21 protein-coding genes are annotated in these 21,480 nt (G+C 60.7%); 4 read left to right on the plus strand and 17 right to left on the minus strand.

All coding sequences use genetic code 11. The features are described 5' to 3' along the window. Positions 1-3: 3 nt before the first annotated feature. A complete protein-coding gene (gene rsmJ, locus MMS95_RS08825) occupies positions 4-750 on the plus strand; it encodes a 16S rRNA (guanine(1516)-N(2))-methyltransferase RsmJ (protein WP_004931005.1) in 747 nt (248 codons plus the stop codon). Positions 751-778: 28 nt separating this feature from the next. Here the strand turns inward: rsmJ and MMS95_RS08830 are convergent, their stop codons facing one another. The 10 genes from MMS95_RS08830 to MMS95_RS08875 form a co-directional block, all read right to left on the minus strand. After that, positions 779-1,378: an SIS domain-containing protein gene (locus MMS95_RS08830; protein WP_242141579.1), complete on the minus strand. Its 600-nt coding sequence runs from the start codon at positions 1,376-1,378 to the stop codon at positions 779-781. Next, a complete protein-coding gene (locus tag MMS95_RS08835; protein WP_242141580.1) occupies positions 1,378-3,015 on the minus strand; it encodes an FGGY-family carbohydrate kinase in 1,638 nt (545 codons plus the stop codon). Before MMS95_RS08835 ends, MMS95_RS08830 begins: the two co-directional genes overlap by 1 nt. Positions 3,016-3,028: 13 nt before the next feature. After that, the gene (locus MMS95_RS08840; RefSeq protein WP_016930441.1) at positions 3,029-3,982 is read right to left on the minus strand and encodes an ABC transporter permease; all 954 of its coding nucleotides are present in this window, start codon (positions 3,980-3,982) and stop codon (positions 3,029-3,031) included. A 1-nt stretch (position 3,983) separates the two neighbouring features. After that, the gene (locus MMS95_RS08845) at positions 3,984-4,973 is read right to left on the minus strand and encodes an ABC transporter permease (RefSeq protein WP_242141581.1); all 990 of its coding nucleotides are present in this window, start codon (positions 4,971-4,973) and stop codon (positions 3,984-3,986) included. Continuing rightward, positions 4,966-6,465: a sugar ABC transporter ATP-binding protein gene (locus tag MMS95_RS08850; protein WP_033631858.1), complete on the minus strand. Its 1,500-nt coding sequence runs from the start codon at positions 6,463-6,465 to the stop codon at positions 4,966-4,968. Before MMS95_RS08850 ends, MMS95_RS08845 begins: the two co-directional genes overlap by 8 nt. Before the next feature lie 104 nt (positions 6,466-6,569). Continuing rightward, positions 6,570-7,556 (minus strand): autoinducer 2 ABC transporter substrate-binding protein, encoded by a 987-nt coding sequence (locus MMS95_RS08855; RefSeq protein WP_028128102.1) that lies wholly within the window; start codon positions 7,554-7,556, stop codon positions 6,570-6,572. Between the two features lie 329 nt (positions 7,557-7,885). After that, positions 7,886-9,229 carry an NADP-specific glutamate dehydrogenase gene (gene gdhA / locus MMS95_RS08860; RefSeq protein ID WP_021505207.1) on the minus strand — a complete coding sequence of 448 codons (1,344 nt, stop codon included), beginning with the start codon at positions 9,227-9,229 and terminating at the stop codon, positions 7,886-7,888. Positions 9,230-9,428: 199 nt separating this feature from the next. Then, positions 9,429-9,866 carry a universal stress protein UspA gene (uspA, locus tag MMS95_RS08865; RefSeq protein ID WP_004930988.1) on the minus strand — a complete coding sequence of 146 codons (438 nt, stop codon included), beginning with the start codon at positions 9,864-9,866 and terminating at the stop codon, positions 9,429-9,431. A 267-nt stretch (positions 9,867-10,133) separates the two neighbouring features. Next, on the minus strand, positions 10,134-11,042 hold the full coding sequence (locus MMS95_RS08870; protein ID WP_242141582.1) for a LysR family transcriptional regulator: 909 nt from the start codon (positions 11,040-11,042) through the stop codon (positions 10,134-10,136). Positions 11,043-11,147: 105 nt separating this feature from the next. Beyond that, positions 11,148-11,921, minus strand: coding sequence for an SDR family oxidoreductase (locus tag MMS95_RS08875; protein WP_242141583.1), 774 nt, complete (start codon positions 11,919-11,921; stop codon positions 11,148-11,150). A 433-nt stretch (positions 11,922-12,354) separates the two neighbouring features. Between MMS95_RS08875 and uspB the strand changes: the two genes are divergently transcribed. Next, the gene (gene uspB / locus MMS95_RS08880) at positions 12,355-12,690 is read left to right on the plus strand and encodes a universal stress protein UspB (protein ID WP_004930978.1); all 336 of its coding nucleotides are present in this window, start codon (positions 12,355-12,357) and stop codon (positions 12,688-12,690) included. A gap of 73 nt (positions 12,691-12,763) precedes the next feature. Here uspB and pitA read toward each other — a convergent pair whose 3' ends face one another. Continuing rightward, positions 12,764-14,266 (minus strand): inorganic phosphate transporter PitA, encoded by a 1,503-nt coding sequence (gene pitA / locus MMS95_RS08885; RefSeq protein ID WP_015379362.1) that lies wholly within the window; start codon positions 14,264-14,266, stop codon positions 12,764-12,766. A 300-nt stretch (positions 14,267-14,566) separates the two neighbouring features. On the opposite strand from pitA, the gene MMS95_RS08890 reads away from it, so the two are divergent. After that, complete coding sequence (locus tag MMS95_RS08890; RefSeq protein ID WP_118892647.1) at positions 14,567-15,766, plus strand: NAD(P)/FAD-dependent oxidoreductase; 1,200 nt, start codon at positions 14,567-14,569, stop codon at positions 15,764-15,766. 28 nt (positions 15,767-15,794) lie between these two features. On the opposite strand, the gene add is transcribed toward MMS95_RS08890, so the two are convergent. Next, entirely contained in the window at positions 15,795-16,787 is a 993-nt protein-coding gene (add, locus tag MMS95_RS08895) for an adenosine deaminase (RefSeq protein WP_075685651.1), read from the minus strand. A 9-nt stretch (positions 16,788-16,796) separates the two neighbouring features. Next, the gene (locus tag MMS95_RS08900; RefSeq protein WP_015379360.1) at positions 16,797-17,738 is read right to left on the minus strand and encodes a nucleoside hydrolase; all 942 of its coding nucleotides are present in this window, start codon (positions 17,736-17,738) and stop codon (positions 16,797-16,799) included. A gap of 160 nt (positions 17,739-17,898) precedes the next feature. Here MMS95_RS08900 and MMS95_RS08905 point away from each other — a divergent pair, with 160 nt between their 5' ends. Next, on the plus strand, positions 17,899-18,582 hold the full coding sequence (locus MMS95_RS08905; protein WP_021505201.1) for a cyclic nucleotide-binding domain-containing protein: 684 nt from the start codon (positions 17,899-17,901) through the stop codon (positions 18,580-18,582). Here the strand turns inward: MMS95_RS08905 and MMS95_RS08910 are convergent. From MMS95_RS08910 to MMS95_RS08925, 4 genes are all read right to left on the minus strand, one after another. After that, positions 18,579-18,998, minus strand: a complete 420-nt coding sequence (locus tag MMS95_RS08910; RefSeq protein WP_004930960.1) for a VOC family protein — start codon at positions 18,996-18,998, stop codon at positions 18,579-18,581. The genes MMS95_RS08905 and MMS95_RS08910 overlap by 4 nt on opposite strands. Before the next feature lie 126 nt (positions 18,999-19,124). Next, positions 19,125-19,541, minus strand: a complete 417-nt coding sequence (locus tag MMS95_RS08915) for an SRPBCC family protein (RefSeq protein ID WP_031300306.1) — start codon at positions 19,539-19,541, stop codon at positions 19,125-19,127. 36 nt (positions 19,542-19,577) lie between these two features. After that, positions 19,578-20,375, minus strand: coding sequence for an SDR family oxidoreductase (locus tag MMS95_RS08920; RefSeq protein ID WP_004930955.1), 798 nt, complete (start codon positions 20,373-20,375; stop codon positions 19,578-19,580). Between the two features lie 55 nt (positions 20,376-20,430). Then, positions 20,431-21,441, minus strand: coding sequence for an aldo/keto reductase (locus MMS95_RS08925; RefSeq protein WP_015379355.1), 1,011 nt, complete (start codon positions 21,439-21,441; stop codon positions 20,431-20,433). Positions 21,442-21,480: the final 39 nt, after the last annotated feature.

Consider the following 21,480-nt stretch of genomic DNA (forward strand, 5'->3'; position numbering starts at 1 on the left):
CACGTGAGCGTGTGTTTATTGTGTGAAGCAGGCGCCGATCCCGGCGCCTTGTCTGTTTTGGCGCAGCGCTGGCGGCTGGCGTCTGACGACGACGCGCCGATGGCGCTGGTATTGACTCCGCAGCGGCTGGAGCTGCGCAAGCGCGACGAGCCGAAGCTGGGCGGGATCTACGTCGATTTCGTCTCCGGCGCCATGGCGCACCGGCGCCGCTTTGGCGGCGGCCGCGGCGAGGCGGTGGCCAAGGCGGTCGGCATCAAGGGCAGTTACCTGCCGGACGTGGTGGACGCCACCGCCGGGCTGGGGCGAGACGCCTTCGTGCTGGCGGCGTTGGGCTGCCGGGTGCGGATGCTGGAACGCAATCCGGTGGTGGCGGCATTGCTGGATGATGGCCTGCAGCGCGGCTATCAGGATGCGGAAATCGGCCCGTGGCTGCGCGAGCGCCTGACGCTGCTGCACGCCTCCAGCCTGACGGCGCTGGCGGATCTCAGCCCGCGTCCCGAGGTGGTGTATCTCGATCCGATGTTCCCGCACAAGCAGAAAAGCGCGCTGGTGAAGAAAGAGATGCGGGTGTTTCAATCGCTGGTGGGCAGCGACGATGACGCCGACGGCCTGCTGGAACCGGCGCGCCGTTTGGCCACCAAGCGCGTGGTGGTGAAACGCCCGGACTACGCGCCGCCGCTGGCCGACGTGCCGGCGCACGCCGCCACGCTGACCAAAAGCCACCGCTTCGATATCTACATGCCGCTGTAATGTCTGCCGGGCCCGCCGTGTCGGGCCCTCACTCTGCCTCCCGCAAACTTTTCCCCACGCCGCCGGCCGGATGCACCGCCAGCAAGGCGCTCTTGTCATAGCCGCTGCGCGTCATCAGGCAGGCGCAGGCGGCGTCGAAGATCGCCAACACCAGCACAATCGAGGTGGTGGCCAGCATGTTCAGCGGATCGATCTCCCGTTGCACCCCGGAGGCGATTGTCAGCTGCGCCGCCTGTGCGATGGCGGAATGCGGGTTTTCCGTCACCGCGATCAGCGTCACCCCCTTGGCCTGCAGCGTCGGCAGCAGGCGGGTAAGCTCGTCGGAATTGCCGCCGCGCGAGATCAGGATCAGCAGATCGTCGGCGCGCAGGAAGCCCAGATCGCCGTGCGCCGCGCCGGTGGCGTCGAGATAGACCGCCGGCCGCTCCACGCAGGCCAGCATATGGGCTATCTTGCGCGCCGCAATCCCCGAGGTGCCGACGCCGGTGACGGCGATTTTACCGCGGCAGTCGGCCAGCAGCGCCAGCAGCCGTTGCCAGGTGTGCGCATCGAGGCGCTCGCTCAGCTGCGCCAGCTCCTGGCTGTAGGTTTGCCAGCCCTGCACGGCCTGCCGCCACTCTTGCTGCATCACGCCTCCTCCTGCATCAACCGGCGGTATTTCATGTGGTCGTTGTACAGCTCGTGGAACACCCGGTATTTGCGATCGTAGTAGCTTTTTATCTGGTTGGTCTGCGGCGTCACCGTCTTGCCGATGCGGCTCATGGCGCTCATCGCCTCCGGCAAGGTGTCGAACACGCCGGCCGCCACGGTGCCCATCATCGCGCCGCCCAGCAGCATCGCTTCGCTCTCCTCCGGTAGCAGCATGGCGCAACCGGTGGCGTTGGCGTGCTCCTGCACGAAGATCGGGTTCTTGGTGCCGCCGCCGCTGGCCATGATGGTGTCGATGCTGTAGCCGCTGTGGTTCATGGTTTCGATGATGTGGCGGGTGCCGAGCGCGATGGCCTGAATGGTGGCCAGGTAGTGCAGCGCCATGTCTTCCGGCGTGCGCGACAGCTTCAGCCCGGTCAGGATGCCGGTCAGCGTCGGGTTGGCGCGCGGCGAGCGGTTGCCGTGGAAGTACGGCAGCATGTGAATGTCCTGCGTCAGGAAGGCGATGTTCTCCGGCTCGCCGGCCATGCGGCGCAGAATGGCGTTCAGCACCTCATAGATGGTCTGGCCCTGGGCTTTCGCCTGCGCCAGCAGCTCCTGATAGCACGGGTGCGACTGGATGACGTGGTCGATCAGCGCGCCGGTAGCGGACTGGCCGCCCTCGTTCAGCCAGTATTCCGGCAGGATCGCCGAGTAATACGGCCCCCAGACGCCGCCGATAAAGCGCGCGGTGCGCGACATCGCCATATGGCCGGTGGAGGTGCCGCCGATCAGCGCGACGCGGCGATTGAAGTCGGCCACCTCGCCGGAGACGCCGGTGGCGCCCAGCGTGCCGAGGGTGCCGGCGTGCGCGTCGATGATCGATACGCTCACTGCCGTGCCGGCGATCAGCCCCATCTCGCTGGCGGCACGCTGGGTCAGACCGTGGCCCAGCGGCTCACCCATCATTTTAACGTCGCTGCCGATCTTGGCCGCGTCATGTTCCAGCACGTCTTCCAGCCCGATCTGCTGGAAGTAGCTCTTGTCCCAACGCCGCTCGTGGCCGAGATAGGTCCACTTGCACACCGTCGAGCACAGCGAACGGGTGGCGTCCTGGGTGGCGCGCCAGGTGAGAAAGTCCGGCAGATCGAACAGGTAGCCGGCGTTGGCCCAGGTGGTGGGCATGTGCTGTTTCAACCACAGCAGTTTCGGCGTCTGCATCTCCGGCGAAATGATGCCGCCGACGAAGTCCAGCACCCGGTGTTTGGTGGCGTTGATGCGCTCGGCCTGGGCGATCGCCCGGTGATCCATCCACACGATGATGTTCTGTTCGGTACGGCCGGAGGGGCTGACGGTCAGCGGCTTGCCCTCTTTATCCAGCACCACCAGCGAACAGGTGGCGTCGAAGCCTAACCCCTTGACCTGGATCGGGTTGATGTCGGCCTGGTTGACCGCGTCGCGCACCGCATTGCACACCGCCTGCCAGATGTTATCCGACGACTGCTCGACGAAATCCGCCTTCGGCCGGTACAGATCGATGGCCCGGCTGGCCTGGCCGACCATGCGCCCATTGAGATCGAATACGCCTGCGCGCGCGCTTCCGGTGCCCACATCTACGCCAATAAAATAGCTCGCCATTATCTGTTTTCTCCTAAGCTTTTCGATTCTGTAACGCGATAAACAGGATCAGCACGCCGCCCCACAGGGCCATGGTCAGGTAGCTGCTGACCCCCAGCAAATTGAGGCCGCTTTCCAACATTTGCAGCACGATCAGCGCCAGCACCAGCCCCAGAATGCGGCCGAAACCGCCGTCCGGGTTGATGCCGCCCAGCACCGAGGCCAGAATGGTCACCAGCAGATAAGATTCGCCGTAGCCGGCCTTGGCCGAGTTGAACTTGGCCATCATCAGCAGCGCGGCGCCCCAGCCGAGCAGCGCCGACAGGATGTACACCGCGATCTGCACCCGCGCGGTGTTCACGCCGCTAAAGCGGGTGGCCTGCTCGTTGGAGCCGATCAGGTACAGGCTGCGGCCCAGCGTGGTGTGCTCCAGCAGCAGCCACAGACCGACCGCCACCAGCAGGAACAGGATCAGCGCCACCGGCACGCCGAGTACGGCGCCGTTGCCGAGAAATTGAATCGCCGCCGGGAAGCCGGAGATCACCGCGCCGTTGGACAGCAGGATGTTCAGGCCGGTGATCAGCGTCATGGTGCCGAGCGAGGCGAGGATCGGCGAAACGCCGATCCAGGCTACCAGCGCGCCGTTGAGCGCGCCGATCGCCACCGCCACCAACAGGCCGGCCAACAGCGCCAGCGCCAGGAACAGCGGCTGGTCGGGATGGCTGACGATGATCGCCGCCATCACCAGCGAACAGGCGTTGGCGCCGGCGATGATCGACAGGTTGATGCCGCCGGTCAGCATGGTGATGCCCATGCCGAGCGCCAGCAGGCCGAGGATCGGCAGCTGCGAGGCGATCGACTGGAAGTTGCCGAGGCTGAAGAAGCGCGATCCGAGCAGCCCGGCGAACAGCAGCGCCACCGCGATGATGATCGCGCCCTGCAGGCGAATGATCCGATCGTTTGGGATCAACCGAGTTAACTGCGTCATGTCAGATCTCCTTGAGCAGCTTGCGTTTTTCGTTCCAGGCGGTGGTGCTGATGCTGATCAAAATGATCGCGCCGCTGAATACCTGGTGCCAATAGGCCGAGACGCTGAGCAGCGTCAGCCCGTTTTGCAGGAAGGCCAGCAGCACCACGCCGAGCAGGGTGCCGGTCAACGATCCGCGGCCGCCGCTCATGCTGGTGCCGCCCAGCACCACCGCCGCCAATACCGTCAGCTCGAAGCCGAGCAGCGAGTTGGGCGCCACCGACTGGGTGATTTGCGCCTGCACCACCGCCGCGACGCCGGCCAGAATGCCCATATAGCCGTAGACGCAAAAATGCAGCCGCAGCAGATTCAACCCCAGGCGCGACGCCGCGTCGCGATTGCCGCCCATGGCGTAGATCTGGCGCCCCAGCCGGGTGCGGTTCATCAGCACGCCGGTGACGACGATGGTCGCCAGCAGGCACAGCAGCGGCAGCGTCAGGCCGTAGTCGTAGCCGTCGGCGCCCTGGAACGAGAACCAGTTGATGCCGTTCATGAACCAGTCAGGGAAGCCGTACAGCCAGGTGCCGTTGGTGGCGTATACCAGCAGGCCGTAGAACAGGTTAAGGGTGGCGATGGTGATGATGATCGCTAGCACCTTGAGCCAATACACCAGGAAACCGTTCACCAGCCCGAGCAGCAGGCCGACGCCGATCGCCAGGGCGAACGCCAACGGGAAGCTGCCGCCGTGCTGGATCACCCAACTGGCCATCACGTATTGGGCGATGGCGGTGATCGCCGGGAACGAAATGTCGATGCCGCCGGCGATCAGCACCACGAACAGCCCGCAGGCCAGAATGCCGAGAATGGCGTAGCTGGTGGCGACGTCGGTCAGGTTACCGAGCGTCAGAAACTCATCGGTGCCGGCGCTCAGGCCGATCGCCAGCAGCAGCACCAGCAGGCCGAGATAAAACTCGTGCCGCCCGGCCAGGCGGGCCAATAATGACTTATCCATTCACCACCTCGGCGATCTGTTGTTCGGTACTCTGGTGCGGCGCGAATTCGGCGATCAGCTCGCCCTTGCGCATCACCATCACCCGATGGCTGTTGTAATAGGCTTCCGGGATCTCGTCGCAGATCATCAGCACCGCCATGCCCAGCTGCGCCAGATCGCGGGCGATCTGGTAGATCCCCTCTTTGTTGGCGATGTCCACGCCGACGGTAGGCGAGTCGAGGATCAGGATCTTCGGCTGAGTCGCTACCCATTTGGCGATGGCGATGCGCTGGGCGTTGCCGCCGGACAGGGTCTTCACCGGCAATGCGCTGTCGGACACCTTGATGTTCAAATCGCGGATCAGCCGGTTGACCAGCTCGGTCGCCTTGGCGTGATCCAACAATCCAAGCGAGGTATGCAGCCGATCGAAGACGGTGACGATGGTGTTGTCGTAGATCGATTGCTCCATGATCAATCCCTGCGTCAGACGATCCTCCGACACATAGCCGATGCCGTGGCGCACCGCTTCGCGGTTGTTGTGCAGCTGCACCGCTTGGCCCTCGATGCGGATCTCGCCGCTGTCCGGCCGCGTCATGCCGAACAGGCTGAGGCACAGTTCGGTGCGGCCGGCGCCGAGCAGGCCGACGATCGAGACGATCTCGCCGCCGCGCAGCGCCAGATTGACGTTGCGGTATTTCTCGCCGCGGCTGAGGTTGCGCACCTCGAGCAGCGGCGCCTGTTCGGCCGGCGGCAGCGGCGGTAGCGGGCTGTAGTGGAAGCGTTGGCCGGTCATCAGGAACGCCAGTTCATGGCTGTCCAGTTCGCTGGCCGGCCAGGTGCCCACCAGCTTGCCGTCGCGCATCACGCTGATGCGATCGGCGACTTCCATCACTTCATCCAATCGGTGGCTGACGAACACCACGCAGATGCCGGCTGCTTTCAATTCGTTGACCACCCGCAGCAGGCCGTCGACCTCCTGGCGGGTCAGCGAGGCGGTCGGTTCGTCCATGATAACCAACCGCGCTTCGGCGGCGATGGCGCGGCAAATCGCCACCAGCTGCCGATCGGCGATCGACAGTTTTTCCACCTTTTTATCGGGATCGATGCGCACGCCGACCCGCGCCATGGCGTCCAGCGCCGTCTGGCGCATCAATCGCTTGCGCACCCAGAAGCGGCCGCCGGGCAGGTAACGGTGGATGGCGATGTTTTCCGCCACCGTCAGGTTAGGGAACAGCGACAGGTCCTGGTAGATCACCTGTATGCCGTAATAACCGGACAGCTGCGGCGTCAGGGCGTGGAAGAGTTTGCCTTCCAGCGAAATGTTGGCGCCTTTTTCCGGCTGATAGACGCCGGAGATGATTTTAATAATGGTGCTTTTGCCGCAGCCGTTTTGCCCGGCCAGGCAGTGCACTTCGCCAATATTGAGCGTCAGGTTGATCTGGTCTAATGCCAGCACGCCTGGGAATCGCTTGCTGATATTCTCCAGGGTGATAAATGCGGGGGAGGCTGTCATAACGTTAACCTGTGCTTGCGTAGCGGCCGAAGCCCTGGGCGCAGCAGGCTGCGCCCCTACGAGGGTTTAACTACTTTCCCGGTGTAGCGAAATTACGCGAAAAATCAGAATCCGAGCGATTTGGCGTTGTCTTTGGTCACTTCCAGAATCTTATTAAACCGAATCACTTTGTGTTCCATATCGACGTCGGCCTTGCCGAGGCCCTCGATCGACAGGTCTTTGTTCACGTCCTTGCCCTGCAGCAGCTGATCGGCCACCGTCACCAGCGCATAACCGGCGTCTTTCGGATCCCACAGCAGCGCTTTCTTGATGTCGCCGCGCATCAGGTAAGGGGCGGCCTGCGCCGGCATGGCGATGCCCACCACCGCGATTTTGTCCTTGGCGCGCTTCTTGGCCACCGCCTGGCCGGCGCCGATCGGGCCGAGCGAGCCGAAGCCGATGATGCCTTTCATCTGCGGATAGGTTTTCATCAGATCCAGCGTGGTGGCGTAGGATTTGTCGATGCTTTCCGCCACCGGCAAGCGCGAGGTGACTTCAAACATGTCCGGGTATTTTTCTTTCTGATACTTGATGGCGGAATCGGCCCAGGCGTTGTGCAGCGGCACGGTCAGCGAGCCGACGTAGATCGCGTAGCCGCCTTTGCCGCCCATGTCTTTCGCCAGCTCATCGACGTTGGCCTGCGCGTATTTCTCGCTGTCGATGGTCTCGATGTCCCATTGGCCGATCTGCTGGTCCGGGGATTCATGGGTCAGCACCACGATGCCTTTGTCACGCGCTTTTTTCAGCACCGGCTCCAGCACTTTGGCGTCGTTCGGCACCACGATGATGGCGTTGACGTTCTTGGCGATCAGATCCTCAATCACCTTGACCTGTGCGGCCGGATCCGGCGTAGAAGGGCCGGTCTGGTAGGCGTTGACGTCGAGTTTTTTCGCCGCTTCGTTGACGCCCACTTCCATGCGGTTGAACCACGGAATGCCGGTCACTTTGGCGACCACGGCAATCTCATATTTATCAGCGGCGAACACAGGTGTTGTCGATAACATGCACGCAGAAACCACACATGCATTTAATAATGCGAGGTTAAATTTCATTAGCTGTACCTTTTTTTATCTGTAGGGGTGGCGGTTTTTCCACCGCTGCAGATTACAAAGGAATGGAAGAGGGGGCGTAGCCGAAGTTAACGAAATGTGATCTGCGCATATTTAAGTAAAATATTAGCGGTTTTAGTGTTAAATAAATGTTTAATTATTTGTCGGTGGTAAATTTACTACCAACTAATAGGTTGTAAATAACTTTTTATTAACTTTTAATTAACGTTTTTGCATCATTTTGATGGCTTGGACGCGGAAAAAAATGCCGGCGCAGAGGCCGGCATTGAAGCATTTAATCGATGTGTGAACAAGATCACCTTTGCGCCCGATTACAGCACGCCCTGCGCCAGCATCGCCTCCGCAACCTTGACGAAACCGGCGATATTCGCGCCGTGTACATAGTGGGTTTGCTTGCCCTCGCCGCCGTATTCCACGCAGGCATGGTGAATATCCGCCATGATATGTTGTAAACGTACATCCACTTTTTCCGCCCGCCAGCCGATGCGCGCGGCGTTTTGCGCCATCTCCAGCCCCGAGGTGGCCACGCCGCCGGCGTTGGCCGCCTTGCCGGGCGCGAACAGCACCCCGGCGTCGAGGAAGGCGTCGGTGGCCTGGATGGTGGTCGGCATGTTGGCGCCTTCCGCCACCGCTTTCACCCCGTTGCGGATCAGCGTCTGCGCCGCCTCGAGATCCAGCTCGTTCTGGGTGGCGCACGGCAGGGCGATATCCACCGGCACGTTCCACGGCTGCTGGCCCGCCAGGTAGGTCAGGCCGCGTTCGCGGGCGTAGTCCGCCACCCGGCCGTAGCGCTGGTTTTTGATCTCCGCCAGGTGCGCCAGCTTCTCGGTGGTGAAGCCGTCTTCGTCCACCAGAGTGCCGCCGGAATCCGATACGGTGATCACGCGTGCGTCCAGCTCCAGCGCTTTCTCGATGGTGTACTGCGCCACGTTGCCGGAGCCGGATACCGCCACCCGCATCCCCTCAAAACCCAGGCCGTGGCGCTGCAGCATGGCGTCGGTAAAGTACACCAGGCCGTAGCCGGTCGCCTCGGGGCGGATCAGGCTGCCGCCGAAGGAGAGGCCCTTGCCGGTAAACACGCAGGCGGTGTTGTTGGACAGTTTTTTCATCATGCCGGCCATAAAGCCGACTTCACGGCCGCCGACGCCGATGTCCCCGGCCGGCACGTCGGTGTCCGGGCCCAAGTGGCGATACAGCTCGGTCATCAGCGCCTGGCAGAAGCGCATGATCTCGCCCTGGCTTTTGCCCTTCGGATCGAAATCGGAGCCGCCTTTGCCGCCGCCCATCGGCAGGGTGGTCAGCGCATTCTTGAAGGTCTGCTCAAAGCCGAGGAACTTCAGGATCGACAGGTTTACCGACGGGTGGAAGCGCATGCCGCCCTTGTAGGGGCCGATGGCCGAGTTGAACTGCACGCGGAAGGCGCGGTTGACCTGCACCTGGCCGCGATCGTCCACCCAGCTGACGCGGAACTGAATGATACGCTCGGGCTCCACCAGGCGCTCCAGCAGCGCCTGTTCGCGATAGCGCGGATTGCGTTCGATAAATGGCCACAGCGAGGTGAACACTTCGCGCACCGCCTGCAGATATTCCGGCTGGTGGGGGTTATGGCGTTGTAACGAGGACAGGAAAGACTCTACCGATACGGCATATTCCATGGATAACTCCTTTTCGCATTAAATTTCCCCCGCTATTTCTTATAGATTTGGGTATAGGCGATGCTCGGGGGAGGATGTTGTGTCTTTAGCGACTATATCATCGGAGGGCGGTTGATTATCAAGCGATTAATCGGCGTGGCGGCATGAAAAACGCCCGCAGGGCGCGGGCGTTGGTTAGTTAAGTTAGCAAGCGCTTACTTTATTCGTCTTCTTCATCGCGCAGCGGCACGATCAGCATATCGATGTGCACGGTATTGATCAGCTGGCGCGCGGAAGACATCAGCTTGCTCCAGAAGTCCTGATGGTGGCCGCACAGCACCAGGTCCATGTCGTATTTCTTGATGGCGTCCACCAGCACCTGCGCCAGATCGCCGCTGCCGCTCAGGGTCTCGGTGATCGGGTAGCCGGCGTTTTGCGACAGCTCGGTCAGCGCCTGATGGGTTTCTTCAGAGATGCGTTTTTGCATGTCGCCGAGATTGACGTCGATAAGGCCGGTATAGAGGTCGGAATAGTTGACATCGACGTGGATCAGAGAAACTTTGGCGTTATACGGCCGCGCCATAGAGACGGCTTTTTCTACCAGGATCTTGCTTTCCGGGGATAGGTCTACCGCGATCAATATGTGTTTGTAAGCCATAAGAATACTCCTTCCATAAACATGCCGATTAAAAAGGGTTAGCAGGCGTTCCGTGTACCCGCCTGGCGCTGTTGGTTCCATAGTATCATTCGGATAACGCAATGATATGTTGGGGCGATCACACTGCGCCGCATCGAAAATCTCTGCGCACGATACCTTTCGTTGTACACCCGCGCGGCGTAAAAGCCTATGGGTTATGCGGGTTTTAACGGTCTGACCGCTTGAATTATAAGCGTTATTAAACAAAGTATAGCGCTAAATGTGCAATCAGCGCTCCAGATGCGGCTGCAGCAGGCTTTCAAACCACTCATGAAACACCGCCAGGCGCCTTGAGCGCTGGCGGCGATGGGGGTAGATCAGGGCGATCGGCATGGAGGTGGCGCGGTAACCGGGCAGGACTTCCACCAGTTCACCGACGTCGAGCAGGTGTTGTACGTCGTAGCGCGGGATTTGCATCAGCCCCAGCCCGGCGCGGCAGCAGGCGATATAGCTTTCGGCGTTGTTGACCACCACCCGGCTGGGCAGTTCGAGCCGTTGCGTATGGCCGTCGCCGGTCAGGTATTCCCAGGGGGATTCGCGGCCGGTCCTGGGCGAGGCGTAGCCGATGCTCCAGTGCCCCTCGGCAAGATCGCCGGGGTGGAGCGGATGACCGAATTCGCTCAGGTAGGCGGGGCTGGCGCAGTTGATCAGCGCGATATGGCCGAGCGGGCGCATCACCAGGCTGCTGTCGTGCAGATCGCCGACGCGCACCGCGCAGTCGACCCCCTCCTGCACCAGATCGATGGCGCGATCGGCGGAGCCGAGCACCAGCTGCAGGTGGGGATGCCGCCGCAGCAAGCCGGGCAGCGCCGGCGCGATCAGCCGGCGGGCGATGCGGCTCGGCACGTCGACGCTGAGCCGTCCGGAGGCCTGCCGTTGGCTGGCCTGAAATGACTGATCGATGTCTTCCACTTCGGCCAGCAGCGGGCGCAGCCGCTCGAGCAGCTGTTCTCCGTCGGCGGTCAGCCGCACCTGCCGCGTGGTGCGGTGCAGCAGGCGCACGCCCAGCTGCGTTTCCAATTGCTGCACGGCGGCGGAGACCGAGGCGCGCGGCACCTCCAGCGCATGGGCCGCCCGGATAAAGCTGCCCATTTCCGCCACCTGTACGAATACGCGGTATTGATTGAATCTGTCCATCTCGCTGATCTGCTGTTCCTTGGCGCCGTTTCTGACAGTAGAGTGTAGCCGCATGGCGCGGTTGCGTGCGAGCAGGTGCGGGGGCGATAGGTGCCCCCGCCGGGTTCATTTGGTGGTGTAGCCACCGTTGATCAGGATGGTTTGGCCGGTTACCCACCAGCCGTCGCTGACCAGATGGCGGATGAACGGCACCACGTCTTCGATATCGGTCAGGCCGGTTTTGCTGAACGGCGACAGCGCCGCCGCCGTCTTGTGGTAGGCCACGGCGTCCGCACCCTCTGCCGGGTAGAAGAACGGGGTGTCCATCGGGCCGGGGCCGACCGCCGTCACGGAGATGCCGCGCTCGCCGAACTCCTTGGCGGCGGCGCGGGTGAAGTGCTCCACCGGCGCTTTGGTGCCGGCATAAGCGGCGTAGAACGGCGTGAAGGCGCCGAGCAGCGAGGTGACCAGCGTGCAGATTTTACCGTTGTCGTTAAGGTGCTTACCCGCTTCTTTCAGGAAGAAGAACGCGGTTTTGGCGTTGACCGCCGTCATCTCGTCGTACTCGGCTTCGCTGATGTCGATCAGCGGCTTTTTCAGCACCTTGCCGACGGTATTGATGGCGATATCCGGCTTGCCGACGGCGGCGACCGCATCGGCGAACAGCTTCTCGACCGCGCCTGCGGTGGTCAGATCGGCCTGCAGCGCGACACCTTGCGCCCCGGCGGCCTGAATGGCGGCGACGGTTTTCTCCGCTTCGGCTTTGGAAGCGGCGCTGTTGTAGTGGATCACCACCGCTTTGGCGCCTTGTTCAGCCAAATCGCGCGCGATCAGCCCGCCGAGGTTTTTGGCGCCGCCGGCGATGAGGACGGTTTTTCCCTTGATTGAATGGTTTGCCATAACAGTTTCCTTGGATGAGCGTAACGGAAACCTGAGTCTAGCCAGCGTGGGGGGAAAGATCAGCGGCGTGGCGCGGGATAGACTATCCAGAAAAGCGACATAATCGAAACGGACGGTTATCGCTTATAACGCCCCGGCAGGTGACTTTTCGGTACAGGGCGGTAAATTTTATCCACTGCTCAGGCCAGTTTGCGTTTCATTAACCTACAATGATGGATATGGGCCTCATCATTTCTCCTCTGAGTAGAACCATGCCGTGCAAATCTCATCGTGCGGTGCGGCAACGTCTTCGGAGGCGGTGGGTTATGGGCGTGGCCCGTGCAGGCAAAAAAAGGGGATGAGAGCGGTAAGCTCCAGCAGAGTATCGGGTAATGAGGTAGGGCGGTTGGACCCGGCGGATGGCCGCGGATAACAACGCCTTGAGGGGGCAATCATGATCAGTACCGTCGCGCTGTTTTGGGCCTTATGTGTGGTGTGTGTGGTAAACATGGTGCGGTATTACTCTTCTCTGCGCGCGCTGCTGGTGGTATTGCGCGGCTGTGACCCGCTGCTGTACCAATACGTCGACGGCGGCGGCTTCTTCACCGCCCACGGCCAACCCAGCAAGCAACTGAGGCTGGTGCGCTATATCTTTGCGCAGCGCTATGTCGAACACCACGATCCGGAGTTTATTCGCCGCTGTGAGCGGGTGCGCGGGCAGTTTATGCTGACCTCGGCCCTGTGCGGCCTGGTGGTCATCTGCCTGATAGCGATGATGATTTGGTATTAATGCCTTTCTGTTTCCCTTGATGCAGGCAAAAAAAAGGCGGCCCTGCGGCCGCCTTCCTCATGATGCTTATCGCTTAGATCAGCTTCAACGCAATCCAATACAGCGCACCGGAAAGCAGAATCGAGATTGGCAGGGTCAGTACCCAGGCCAACAGGATGTTCTTCACGGTTTTGCTCTGCACGCCGCCGCCGTCCACGATCATCGTCCCGGCAACCGCCGAAGAGAGGACGTGGGTGGTGGAGACCGGCATGCCGGTATAGCTCGCCACGCCGATCGACAGCGCCGCGGTCATCTGGGCCGATACGCCCTGGGCGTAGGTCATGCCTTTCTTGCCGATCTTCTCGCCGATGGTGGTGGCCACGCGTTTCCAGCCCACCATGGTACCGAGCGACAGCGCCAGCGCGACGGCGACGATGATCCACATCGGCGCGTACTCGACGGTCTGCAGCAGATCCTGACGCAGGTTCTTCAGGAAGCGCTGGTCGGCGGATGAGGTTTCCGGCAGCTTGGCGACTTTATCCGCCGTGTCGGTCACGCACATCAGCAGGCGGCGCAGGTGGCTGCGCTGGTCAACCGTCAGCTGATCGTAGCTTTGCAGGTTGGTCAACATGCCCTGAGCCAGCTCGATCGCCGGCATGGCGCGCGAACTGTCACAGTGGAACTCGGCCGGTTTGCCAGACGCAGCTTCGTCATCCGGGCTTGGCACCAGCGGCGTCAGCGACACCGCATGCGACAGCGCGTCGCCGTGCTGCTGGTAATATTGCTGCAGGTGGGTCACGGCGTCACGCGTACGGGTGATGTCATAACCGGTTGCATTCATATTGACCACGAAGCCGGCCGGCGCAACGCCGATCAACACCAGCATGATAAGGCCGATGCCTTTCTGGCCGTCGTTGGCGCCGTGCGAGAAGCTGACGCCAATCGCCGACAGGATCAGCGCGATACGGGTCCAGAACGGCGGCTTGCGTTTGCCGTCGACCTTTTCACGTTCCGCAGGGGTCATGTGGATACGCTGGCGTTTCTTGGTGCCACTCCAATAGCGGCGCAAGGCGAACACCATCACTCCCGCCACCATCATGCCGACCAGCGGCGAGAACAGCAGAGAAAGGAAAATGCCAATCATTTTCGGGACGTTAAGCGCATCCACCACCGAAGTGTGGGTCATCAGGGCGTTGGTTAAACCGACACCGATGATTGCGCCTATCAGCGTATGGGAACTGGAGGCCGGCAGACCGAAATACCAGGTGCCGAGGTTCCAGATGATTGCCGCCAACAGCATGGAGAAGACCATGGCTAATCCGTGTGCTGAACTGACGTTCAACAACAGATCGGTAGGCAGCAAGTGGACGATGGCGTAAGCAACACTCAAACCGCCGAGCATTACGCCAAGAAAGTTGAACAAACCTGCCATCACGACCGCAAGTTGCGAGCGCATGGCGCGGGTATAAATAACTGTAGCGACCGCATTGGCCGTATCATGAAAACCGTTGATGGCTTCATAAAACAACACGAACAACAATGCGAGAATTAACATCAGGCCGGTATGGAAATCCAGGCCAGCGAACAAATGCAGCATAAGCGTTACGCCAGTTTGTGGACATGAACGCCGCGCATTATCAGTGACAACCGGGGCCGGGGAAAAGGAAAATATGACGTTTTTTTGATTTGGACATGACGAAACGATGACGCGCCTATAACAAAAATATTGAATATCAACGCGTTATTCTCCTCTGACCTCTGTAATATTTTCTTACTGTGGCGTTGGCGGCGCCGGGGCTTTACAATCTGCCGCCGTGAATTTGGCGGTGACCGGCGGCGAAACGGCGTAATATGGCGCTCTTTTGTCGCGATTGTGGTTTTGATAAGTGAGGCTCAGGTGGAACAGTTTGATGTCGTAGTGATTGGGGCGGGTGCCGCCGGCATGTTTTGCGCCGCGCAGGCGGGGCAACTCGGTTGCCGCGTGTTGCTGCTCGACAACGGCAAAAAACCGGGCCGCAAGATCCTGATGTCCGGCGGCGGGCGCTGCAACTTTACCAACATGTACGCCGAACCGGCGGCCTATCTGTCGAACAACCCGCACTTCTGCAAGTCGGCGCTGGCGCGCTACACCCAGTGGGACTTCATCGATCTGATCAACCGCTACGGCATCGCCTACCATGAAAAAACGCTGGGGCAGCTGTTCTGCGACGATTCGGCGCAGCAGGTGGTGGATCTGCTGGTCAAAGAGTGCGAGCTGGGCCAGGTGACGATGCGCCTGCGCAGCGAAGTGCTGGGCGTGGAGAAAACCGAGAACGGCTACCAGCTGGCGCTCAATGGCGAAAAAGTAAGTGCTCGCTCACTCGTGGTGGCCAGCGGCGGATTATCCATGCCGGGGTTGGGCGCCTCGCCGTTCGGTTACAAACTGGCGGAGCAGTTCGGCCTCAGGGTGCTGCCGACGCGCGCCGGGCTGGTGCCTTTTACCCTGCATAAGCCGCTGCTGGAGCATGTGCAGGCGCTGTCCGGCGTGTCGGTGCCGGCGGTGATCACCGCCGAGAACGGCGTCAGCTTCCGTGAAAGCATCCTGTTCACCCATCGCGGTCTCTCCGGCCCGGCGGTATTGCAGCTGTCCAGCTACTGGCAGCCGGGTGAGTATGTGAGCGTTAACTTACTTCCTGAGCTGGATCTGGCGGGCTTCCTGGATAACCAACGCCAAGAGCACCCGAACCAAAGCCTGAAAAACACCCTGGCGCTGCATTTGCCGAAGCGGCTGGTGGAGTGCTTGCAGACCCTGGGACAACTGCCGGAGGCGACGCTGAAGCAGCTGAATGCGCCGCAACAAGCGGCGCTGGTGGATCTGTTGCAGAACTGGCGCGTGCAGCCGAACGGCACCGAAGGCTACCGCACGGCGGAAGTGACGCTCGGCGGCGTCGACACCAACGAACTTTCCTCCAAGACGATGGAGGCCCACAAGGCGCCGGGGCTCTACTTCATCGGCGAAGTGGTGGACGTGACCGGGTGGCTGGGCGGTTACAACTTCCAGTGGGCCTGGAGTTCGGCCTGGGCCTGCGCCCAGGCGCTGGTGGCGCAGGGGCGTTAAAACCCGCTCAGCCTTGACACGTGCCGGGTCACATTGGCCCGGCCTTGAGCTGATTCATTAATTTCATTTTAGTGTTGCCGTCGAGAAAACTCGCCTCCAGCGCCTGTCGGTTGCTGCGGTTAAAATCGTCATCCTGCCAGCCGAAGGCGTCATGCAACAGCTGGTACTCCTTGTTCAGCGTGGTGTCGGCGACGGTGCGCGCATCGGTATTCACGTTCAGCCGCACTCCCATCCTTTTCAGCCGATCTATCGGATGATCGTCGATGCTGTCGAACAGATTGCAGACGAGATTGCAGCTGGGGCAGATCTCGAGCAGGACGCCGGTGGCTATCAGACGCTCGATAAGGGCAGCATCCTCGATGCTTCTGACGCCGTGGCCGATGCGCGACACCTGTAGCTGCTCCAGCGTTTCCCGTACGCTGTCGGCGCCCTTCGCCTCACCGGCGTGGGCGATGACGTTGCCGCCGGCTGCTCGCACGGCGCGAAAGGCCGCCACATGGTGGGTCAGCGGGTAACGCGCTTCATCGGCGGCCAAATCCAGCGCCACCACGCCGCTTCCCTGATAATCGATAACCAGTTTCGCCGTTTGCAGGCTGGCGGCCGCGTCGAAATGTCGCAGCGTACACAGGATCAGCCCGGCGGCGATGCCGTAAGCCCGTGATGCGTGATGCATGGCCGCCAGCACCGTCTCGACCACCGCTTCGCCGGTTAATCCCAGCCGGGTATGCAGCAGCGGCGCGAAGCGCAGCTCGGCATAGATGACATTATCCGCCGCCAACTGCGCGAATAAGTCCCCGACGGCCAGCGTTATCGCCTGGCGTGTCTGTAATAGATCTATTTGCGGCGCTATCTTGCTTAAAAAGTTCCCCAGATCGGCGCATCGCTTCGGCGCGATAAATTGCCGATTAAATGCCGCTCTGGTTATTTGCGGGTCGACCTTTTTGACATAGTGGTAGCTTAAACAGGTATCCAAATGGACGTGTAATTCCACTTTCTTCAATTTTCTTGGATCGAATTTCATACGGGCCACTTATTTCATTAACGGCTGAGATAACAACGAAAACAGTTTTTCTTTAAACAGGCCGGGTTTGATGCGGGTGATCACGCACGCATTGGCCGGTTCGCCGGTCAGGTGGGTGGAATCGATGACGTAATGGCCGTAAGACCTTTCACTTTTATATTCAACCCAGGAATACGCCTCCAGACTGGTTTCGACGATGTCCGGGTAGAGCGCCACCGCCATGGTGGTCGGATCGGGCAAATCAAAGCCTTTACGTTCGGTGCGCATGGCGTTGAACGCCATCAGCGTGCGATTGCAGCGCACGGCAAAGCGCCCCAGTTCGCCGAGATTATTCAATCGCTCTATATCGCGTTCGTTGATAAATGCTTCCCCCATGCCGATCTCCCAGCCAACGAGGGTGAGCGGCAGCCCGGCAGTGAGCACCAGATGCGCGGCCTCGGCATCGGCGTAAAAATTAAATTCGGCCAGCGGGGTGATATTGCCGGGCATCAGCCCGGAACCGCCCATCACATAAACCCTCTTCACTTTTTCGGCCAGCGTGGGCGCTTTCAGCACCGCCATCGCGAGATTGGTCAACGGCCCGAGGGTGACGATTTCCAGCTCGCCATTGAGCCGTGCGGCGCAGTCGATGATGGCGTCCACGGCATGAACGGGTTCGGCGCTCTGGCGCGGATCGGGCAAGGCCATGTCGCCCATGCCGTCTTCGCCGTGAATATGGTGCGAATGATAACGCGTTCGCAAAAGCGGTTTCGCCATGCCGGCATAAACCGGGGGCGCATAGGTTCCCGCTTTTTCCACGCAGATAAGTGCATTTTTGACGCACTGTTCAAGCGGGCAGTTTCCCGCGACGGTGGTGATCGCTTCCACCTTTACGTCGGGTGCGCGCAACGCCATCAGCAGCGCGACGGCATCGTCGGAAGCAGTATCGGTATCTATCAAAATATGTCGCATGGCCATCTCCTCGGGTGGGCTATGCGGAGAAAGTACCCAGACGACCTAAGGCAAAAAAGGTCAGATGTCCTTTTTCGTTCTGAAGCGCGTCGGCTATGCTGAACGCAGTCGAAAGCGAGGATGTAAGACGTTTAAGGATGAGCCCTGGGAGTGAATCGCCTTGAAAACGGTCGGTGACAGCAAGCTAAAAGAAGCTTTTATCGACGCTCACGATCTGCGAACGGCGCTTTCGCCCACGCTGCTCGCCGCACTGCGCCTGGTCAGCGTCGAAGCCGGCGAATACCTGGTGACGCAAAGCGATCGTTTGACCCACCTGTTTTTTCTCGTGCAGGGAAAATTGCAGGTTGAGAATTTTGATGTGAATGGCGCGCACATTGTCTTTTCCTTCGAAACGGATTTCTCGGTGATTGGCGATCTGGAGCTGTTCTCCCAGGCGCAGCGCACGCTGTTCAGCACCGTGCAGGCGGTGACCGACGCGCTGCTCCTCGCGGCACCGATAGAGGCCATCAACAATCACGCCCTGAGCGACCCGGCGTTCCTCACCTTTATCTGCCGGCAATTGAGCAATAAGCTGCTGAATGCCTCTTTGCTGCATGCGAACGGCGTTTTTACGGCGGAGTATAAACTGCGAAAATTTTTATTATTCAAGATAAAGAACGAAGGGGAATTGATTGAGCTGGAAAACCGGGAGGCGCTGGCGGCGAGATTGGGCATCTCCGTCAGACAGCTGAGCCGCGCGCTGGCGCAGCTCGCGGCGGACGGCATCATTCAATTTAAAAACAAATCACTGCGGGTGACGGATCGCCAACGGCTGTCCGACATCAACGGGAGCGCCAGGATCTAGCCGATCGCCGGCCCCTTCAATTCCACGCGATTGCCGTCCGGATCGCTGAAATAAATGGACGGGCCGTCGCCTTCAGCGCCATAGCGCGATTCGGCGGGATCAACGCCGATCCCCTGCGATCGCAGATAGGCCAACAGCTCGTCCTCGTTGAAAGGATCGATGCGCAGGCAGATGTGATCGACATTTTGCCGGTGAGGATCGGGCGCCGTGCCGCCTTTTTTCCCCAACACGCCGTTAATATCCACCAGATCGATCATGGCCGCTCCGGCGCGCAGGTGCATCAGCCCCAAATCCGGCCGCTGTTTGGCGATATCACAGCCGACGATCCGGGTATAAAAATGCAGGCTTTTCTGCATATCGCGCACGCGCAGCACCACATGGTCGATAGTCTTCAGGCTGAAAGGGCGCACGGCCATCTCCTCAAACGGAAGTCTCCTTTACAGCATAAACGGCGCTGGCGGATTTATCCTGCTCCAGAGCTAAAGCAAAAAAATGGCCGATGGTTTTCACCATCGGCCGTAAGCGTGAGGAGTGTTCACGCATTAACGCGGGAAGTTGCCGCTCAGCGCATCCAGGCCATCCTGGTAGATGCCATGGAACAGGGCGACGGCTTCGTCGTCGCTGATATTGACCGGCGTGAAGCTGCCCGACCATTCCACGCGCGCCACGTTGGCGTCGTCGGTGGCGTGTACCGACAGGGTGGACAGGTAATTCACCACCGGGAACGGCGCCTGCATGATGGAGTAGCTGTAGCTGCGTTGACGGTTGTCGAACGCTTCCAGCCGCTCGATAACGGTACCGCCGTCAGAGGTCGTCAAAGTGCGCACGCGGCCGCCTTCAGAAACGACGCTTTTCGGAATGAACGGCAGCCAGTCAGGCAGGGCGTCGAAGCCGCCGATCAGTTGCCATACGGTGTCGGCGGATGCCGGGATGTTCATAGATACGGATGTAGTAGCCATTTTCTTTCTCTCTTGATATCGGTTTAGGGTACGGAATTACATTGCCAGGGTGTCGACGACGCCGCCGTCGACGCGCAGCGCCGCGCCGGTAGTGGCCGAAGACAGCGGAGACGCAAGGTAAACGGCCAGGTTGGCCACTTCATCGACGTCCGCCGCGCGTTGAATGATGGAGCTTGGGCGTTCGGTTTTAACGAACTCGTCGGCCTGATCGCGCGCGCTGCGCCCGGATTTGGCCGCCGCTTCCGCCAGCATCTCCTGCAGGCCTTCGGTAAAGGTTGGCCCTGGCAGGATGGCGTTGACCGTCACGCCGGTGCCGGCGAGGCGTTTCGCCAGGCCGTGAGATACCGCCAGGTTGGCGCTTTTGGTCACGCCGTAGTTGATCATATCCGCCGGGATGGCGACGCCGGATTCGGACGACACGAAAATAATGCGTCCCCAGCCCTGTTCGGTCATGCTCTGCGCGTAGTGGCGCGCCAGACGCACGCCCGAGAGGACGTTGACGTTATAGAAGTGCATCCACTCGCTGTCGGGCACGGTAAAGAAGTCTTTATCGTTGAAAATACCGAGGTTGTTGACCAGCACGTCGGCTTTAGGCTCCGCGGCGAACAGGGTTGCAGCCCCTTGTTCGGTGCCGAGATCGGCGACCACGCCGCGTACCTGCGCGCCGGGCACGTTGGCGCTGATGTCGGCGATGGCGTTATCGACCCCGGCTTTCTGACGGCCGACGATCACCACGGTGGCGCCCGTTTTGGCAAGCCCGCGCGCGATGCCGAGACCGATGCCGGAGGTGGAGCCGCTGACGACGGCGACTTTGCCTGAAAGATCCAGTTTCATCATGTATATCACTCTGTCATGTGGGTAATGGGGCCGGGGTGCGGCCCCATAAAACTTAACGAATCGGCAGCGGCGCGTTGTCGGCCACCAGTTTCTGACGGCGCATCTCCGCCCAGAACTCAGCCGGGATCACTGCATCCAGCGCAGCCAGATCTTCGGCCATGCGGCCAGGACGGCTCGAACCGGGGATCACGGCGGCGACGGCCGGGTTAGCCAGCGCGAATTGCAGCGCAGCGGCTTTGACGTCTACCTGGAAGCGAGCGGCGATCTCTTTGATTTTCGCGACTTGCTGGCGAATAGCCGGGGACGCTTTCTGATATTCGAAATGTTCGCCGCCGGCCAGCACACCGGAGCTGTATGGGCCGCCGACGACGATATCGACATTCTGTTCCAGCGCTTCCGGCATCAGGCGTTGCAGGGCGCGTTCGTGATCCAGCAGGCTGTAGCGGCCGGCCAGCAGGAAGGCATCCGGTTTCGGCTCATCAAGCGCCAGCGTCAGTTCGCAAGGCTCGACGCGGTTGACCCCGAGGCCCCAGGCTTTGATCACGCCTTCGTCACGCAGGCGGGACAGTGCGCGGAAGGCGCCGGTACGGGCGATATTGAACTGTTCCAGCCAGCTGTCGCCGTAGAAATCCTGAGCGACGTCGTGGATCCAGACGATATCCAGACGGTCGGTTTTAAGACGCTTCAGGCTGTGTTCAATGGAGCGAAGCGTGCCGTCTTCCGAGTAGTCGTTCAGGATCTTGTTTTTCAAACCGTGTTCGAACAGGCCGCCTTTCTCACCCAGATCGCGGGCGGCGGGATCTTCCATTTCGTCCAGCATGATGCGGCCCACTTTGGTGCTCAGCACGAACTCATCGCGTGGGTACTGAGAGAGCGCTTCGCCCATGCGAATTTCCGACAGGCCGGAACCGTAAAGCGGTGCGGTGTCGAAGTAGCGGATGCCCAAGTCCCAGGCGCTGGTTACGGTAGCCAGCGCTTCTTCTTCTGGAATGGCGCGGAACATATTGCCGAGCGGCGCGCCGCCCAAACCGATCTTGCCGGGTAAAATATTTTTGATGCTCATGGTGAATCCTCAATTCGTTATCTTTTCAGGGAAACTAGT

Origin of the sequence: Serratia sp. PGPR-27, assembly GCF_022678525.1 — a bacterium.
In the GTDB taxonomy this organism is placed as follows: Bacteria; Pseudomonadota; Gammaproteobacteria; order Enterobacterales; family Enterobacteriaceae; genus Serratia; species Serratia nematodiphila.

Bases quoted from the DNA above. Each gene is read 5' to 3' on its own strand.
- MMS95_RS08840 (WP_016930441.1), bottom strand. From the start codon at position 3,982: ATGACGCAGTTAACTCGGTTGATCCCAAACGATCGGATCATTCGCCTG.
- MMS95_RS08900 (WP_015379360.1), bottom strand. From the start codon at position 17,738: ATGCGACATATTTTGATAGATACCGATACTGCTTCCGACGATGCCGTC.
- add (WP_075685651.1), bottom strand. From the start codon at position 16,787: ATGAAATTCGATCCAAGAAAATTGAAGAAAGTGGAATTACACGTCCAT.
- MMS95_RS08915 (WP_031300306.1), bottom strand. From the start codon at position 19,541: ATGGCTACTACATCCGTATCTATGAACATCCCGGCATCCGCCGACACC.
- gdhA (WP_021505207.1), bottom strand. From the start codon at position 9,229: ATGGAATATGCCGTATCGGTAGAGTCTTTCCTGTCCTCGTTACAACGC.
- MMS95_RS08850 (WP_033631858.1), bottom strand. From the start codon at position 6,465: ATGACAGCCTCCCCCGCATTTATCACCCTGGAGAATATCAGCAAGCGA.
- MMS95_RS08870 (WP_242141582.1), bottom strand. From the start codon at position 11,042: ATGGACAGATTCAATCAATACCGCGTATTCGTACAGGTGGCGGAAATG.
- MMS95_RS08920 (WP_004930955.1), bottom strand. From the start codon at position 20,375: ATGAAACTGGATCTTTCAGGCAAAGTCGCCGTCGTCAGCGGCTCCACC.
- MMS95_RS08830 (WP_242141579.1), bottom strand. From the start codon at position 1,378: ATGCAGCAAGAGTGGCGGCAGGCCGTGCAGGGCTGGCAAACCTACAGC.
- MMS95_RS08910 (WP_004930960.1), bottom strand. From the start codon at position 18,998: ATGGCCGTGCGCCCTTTCAGCCTGAAGACTATCGACCATGTGGTGCTG.
- pitA (WP_015379362.1), bottom strand. From the start codon at position 14,266: ATGCTGCATTTGTTCGCTGGCCTGGATTTCCATACCGGCCTGATGTTA.
- MMS95_RS08835 (WP_242141580.1), bottom strand. From the start codon at position 3,015: ATGGCGAGCTATTTTATTGGCGTAGATGTGGGCACCGGAAGCGCGCGC.
- MMS95_RS08855 (WP_028128102.1), bottom strand. From the start codon at position 7,556: ATGAAATTTAACCTCGCATTATTAAATGCATGTGTGGTTTCTGCGTGC.
- MMS95_RS08845 (WP_242141581.1), bottom strand. From the start codon at position 4,973: ATGGATAAGTCATTATTGGCCCGCCTGGCCGGGCGGCACGAGTTTTAT.
- MMS95_RS08925 (WP_015379355.1), bottom strand. From the start codon at position 21,441: ATGAGCATCAAAAATATTTTACCCGGCAAGATCGGTTTGGGCGGCGCG.
- uspA (WP_004930988.1), bottom strand. From the start codon at position 9,866: ATGGCTTACAAACACATATTGATCGCGGTAGACCTATCCCCGGAAAGC.
- MMS95_RS08875 (WP_242141583.1), bottom strand. From the start codon at position 11,921: ATGGCAAACCATTCAATCAAGGGAAAAACCGTCCTCATCGCCGGCGGC.
- uspB (WP_004930978.1), top strand. From the start codon at position 12,355: ATGATCAGTACCGTCGCGCTGTTTTGGGCCTTATGTGTGGTGTGTGTG.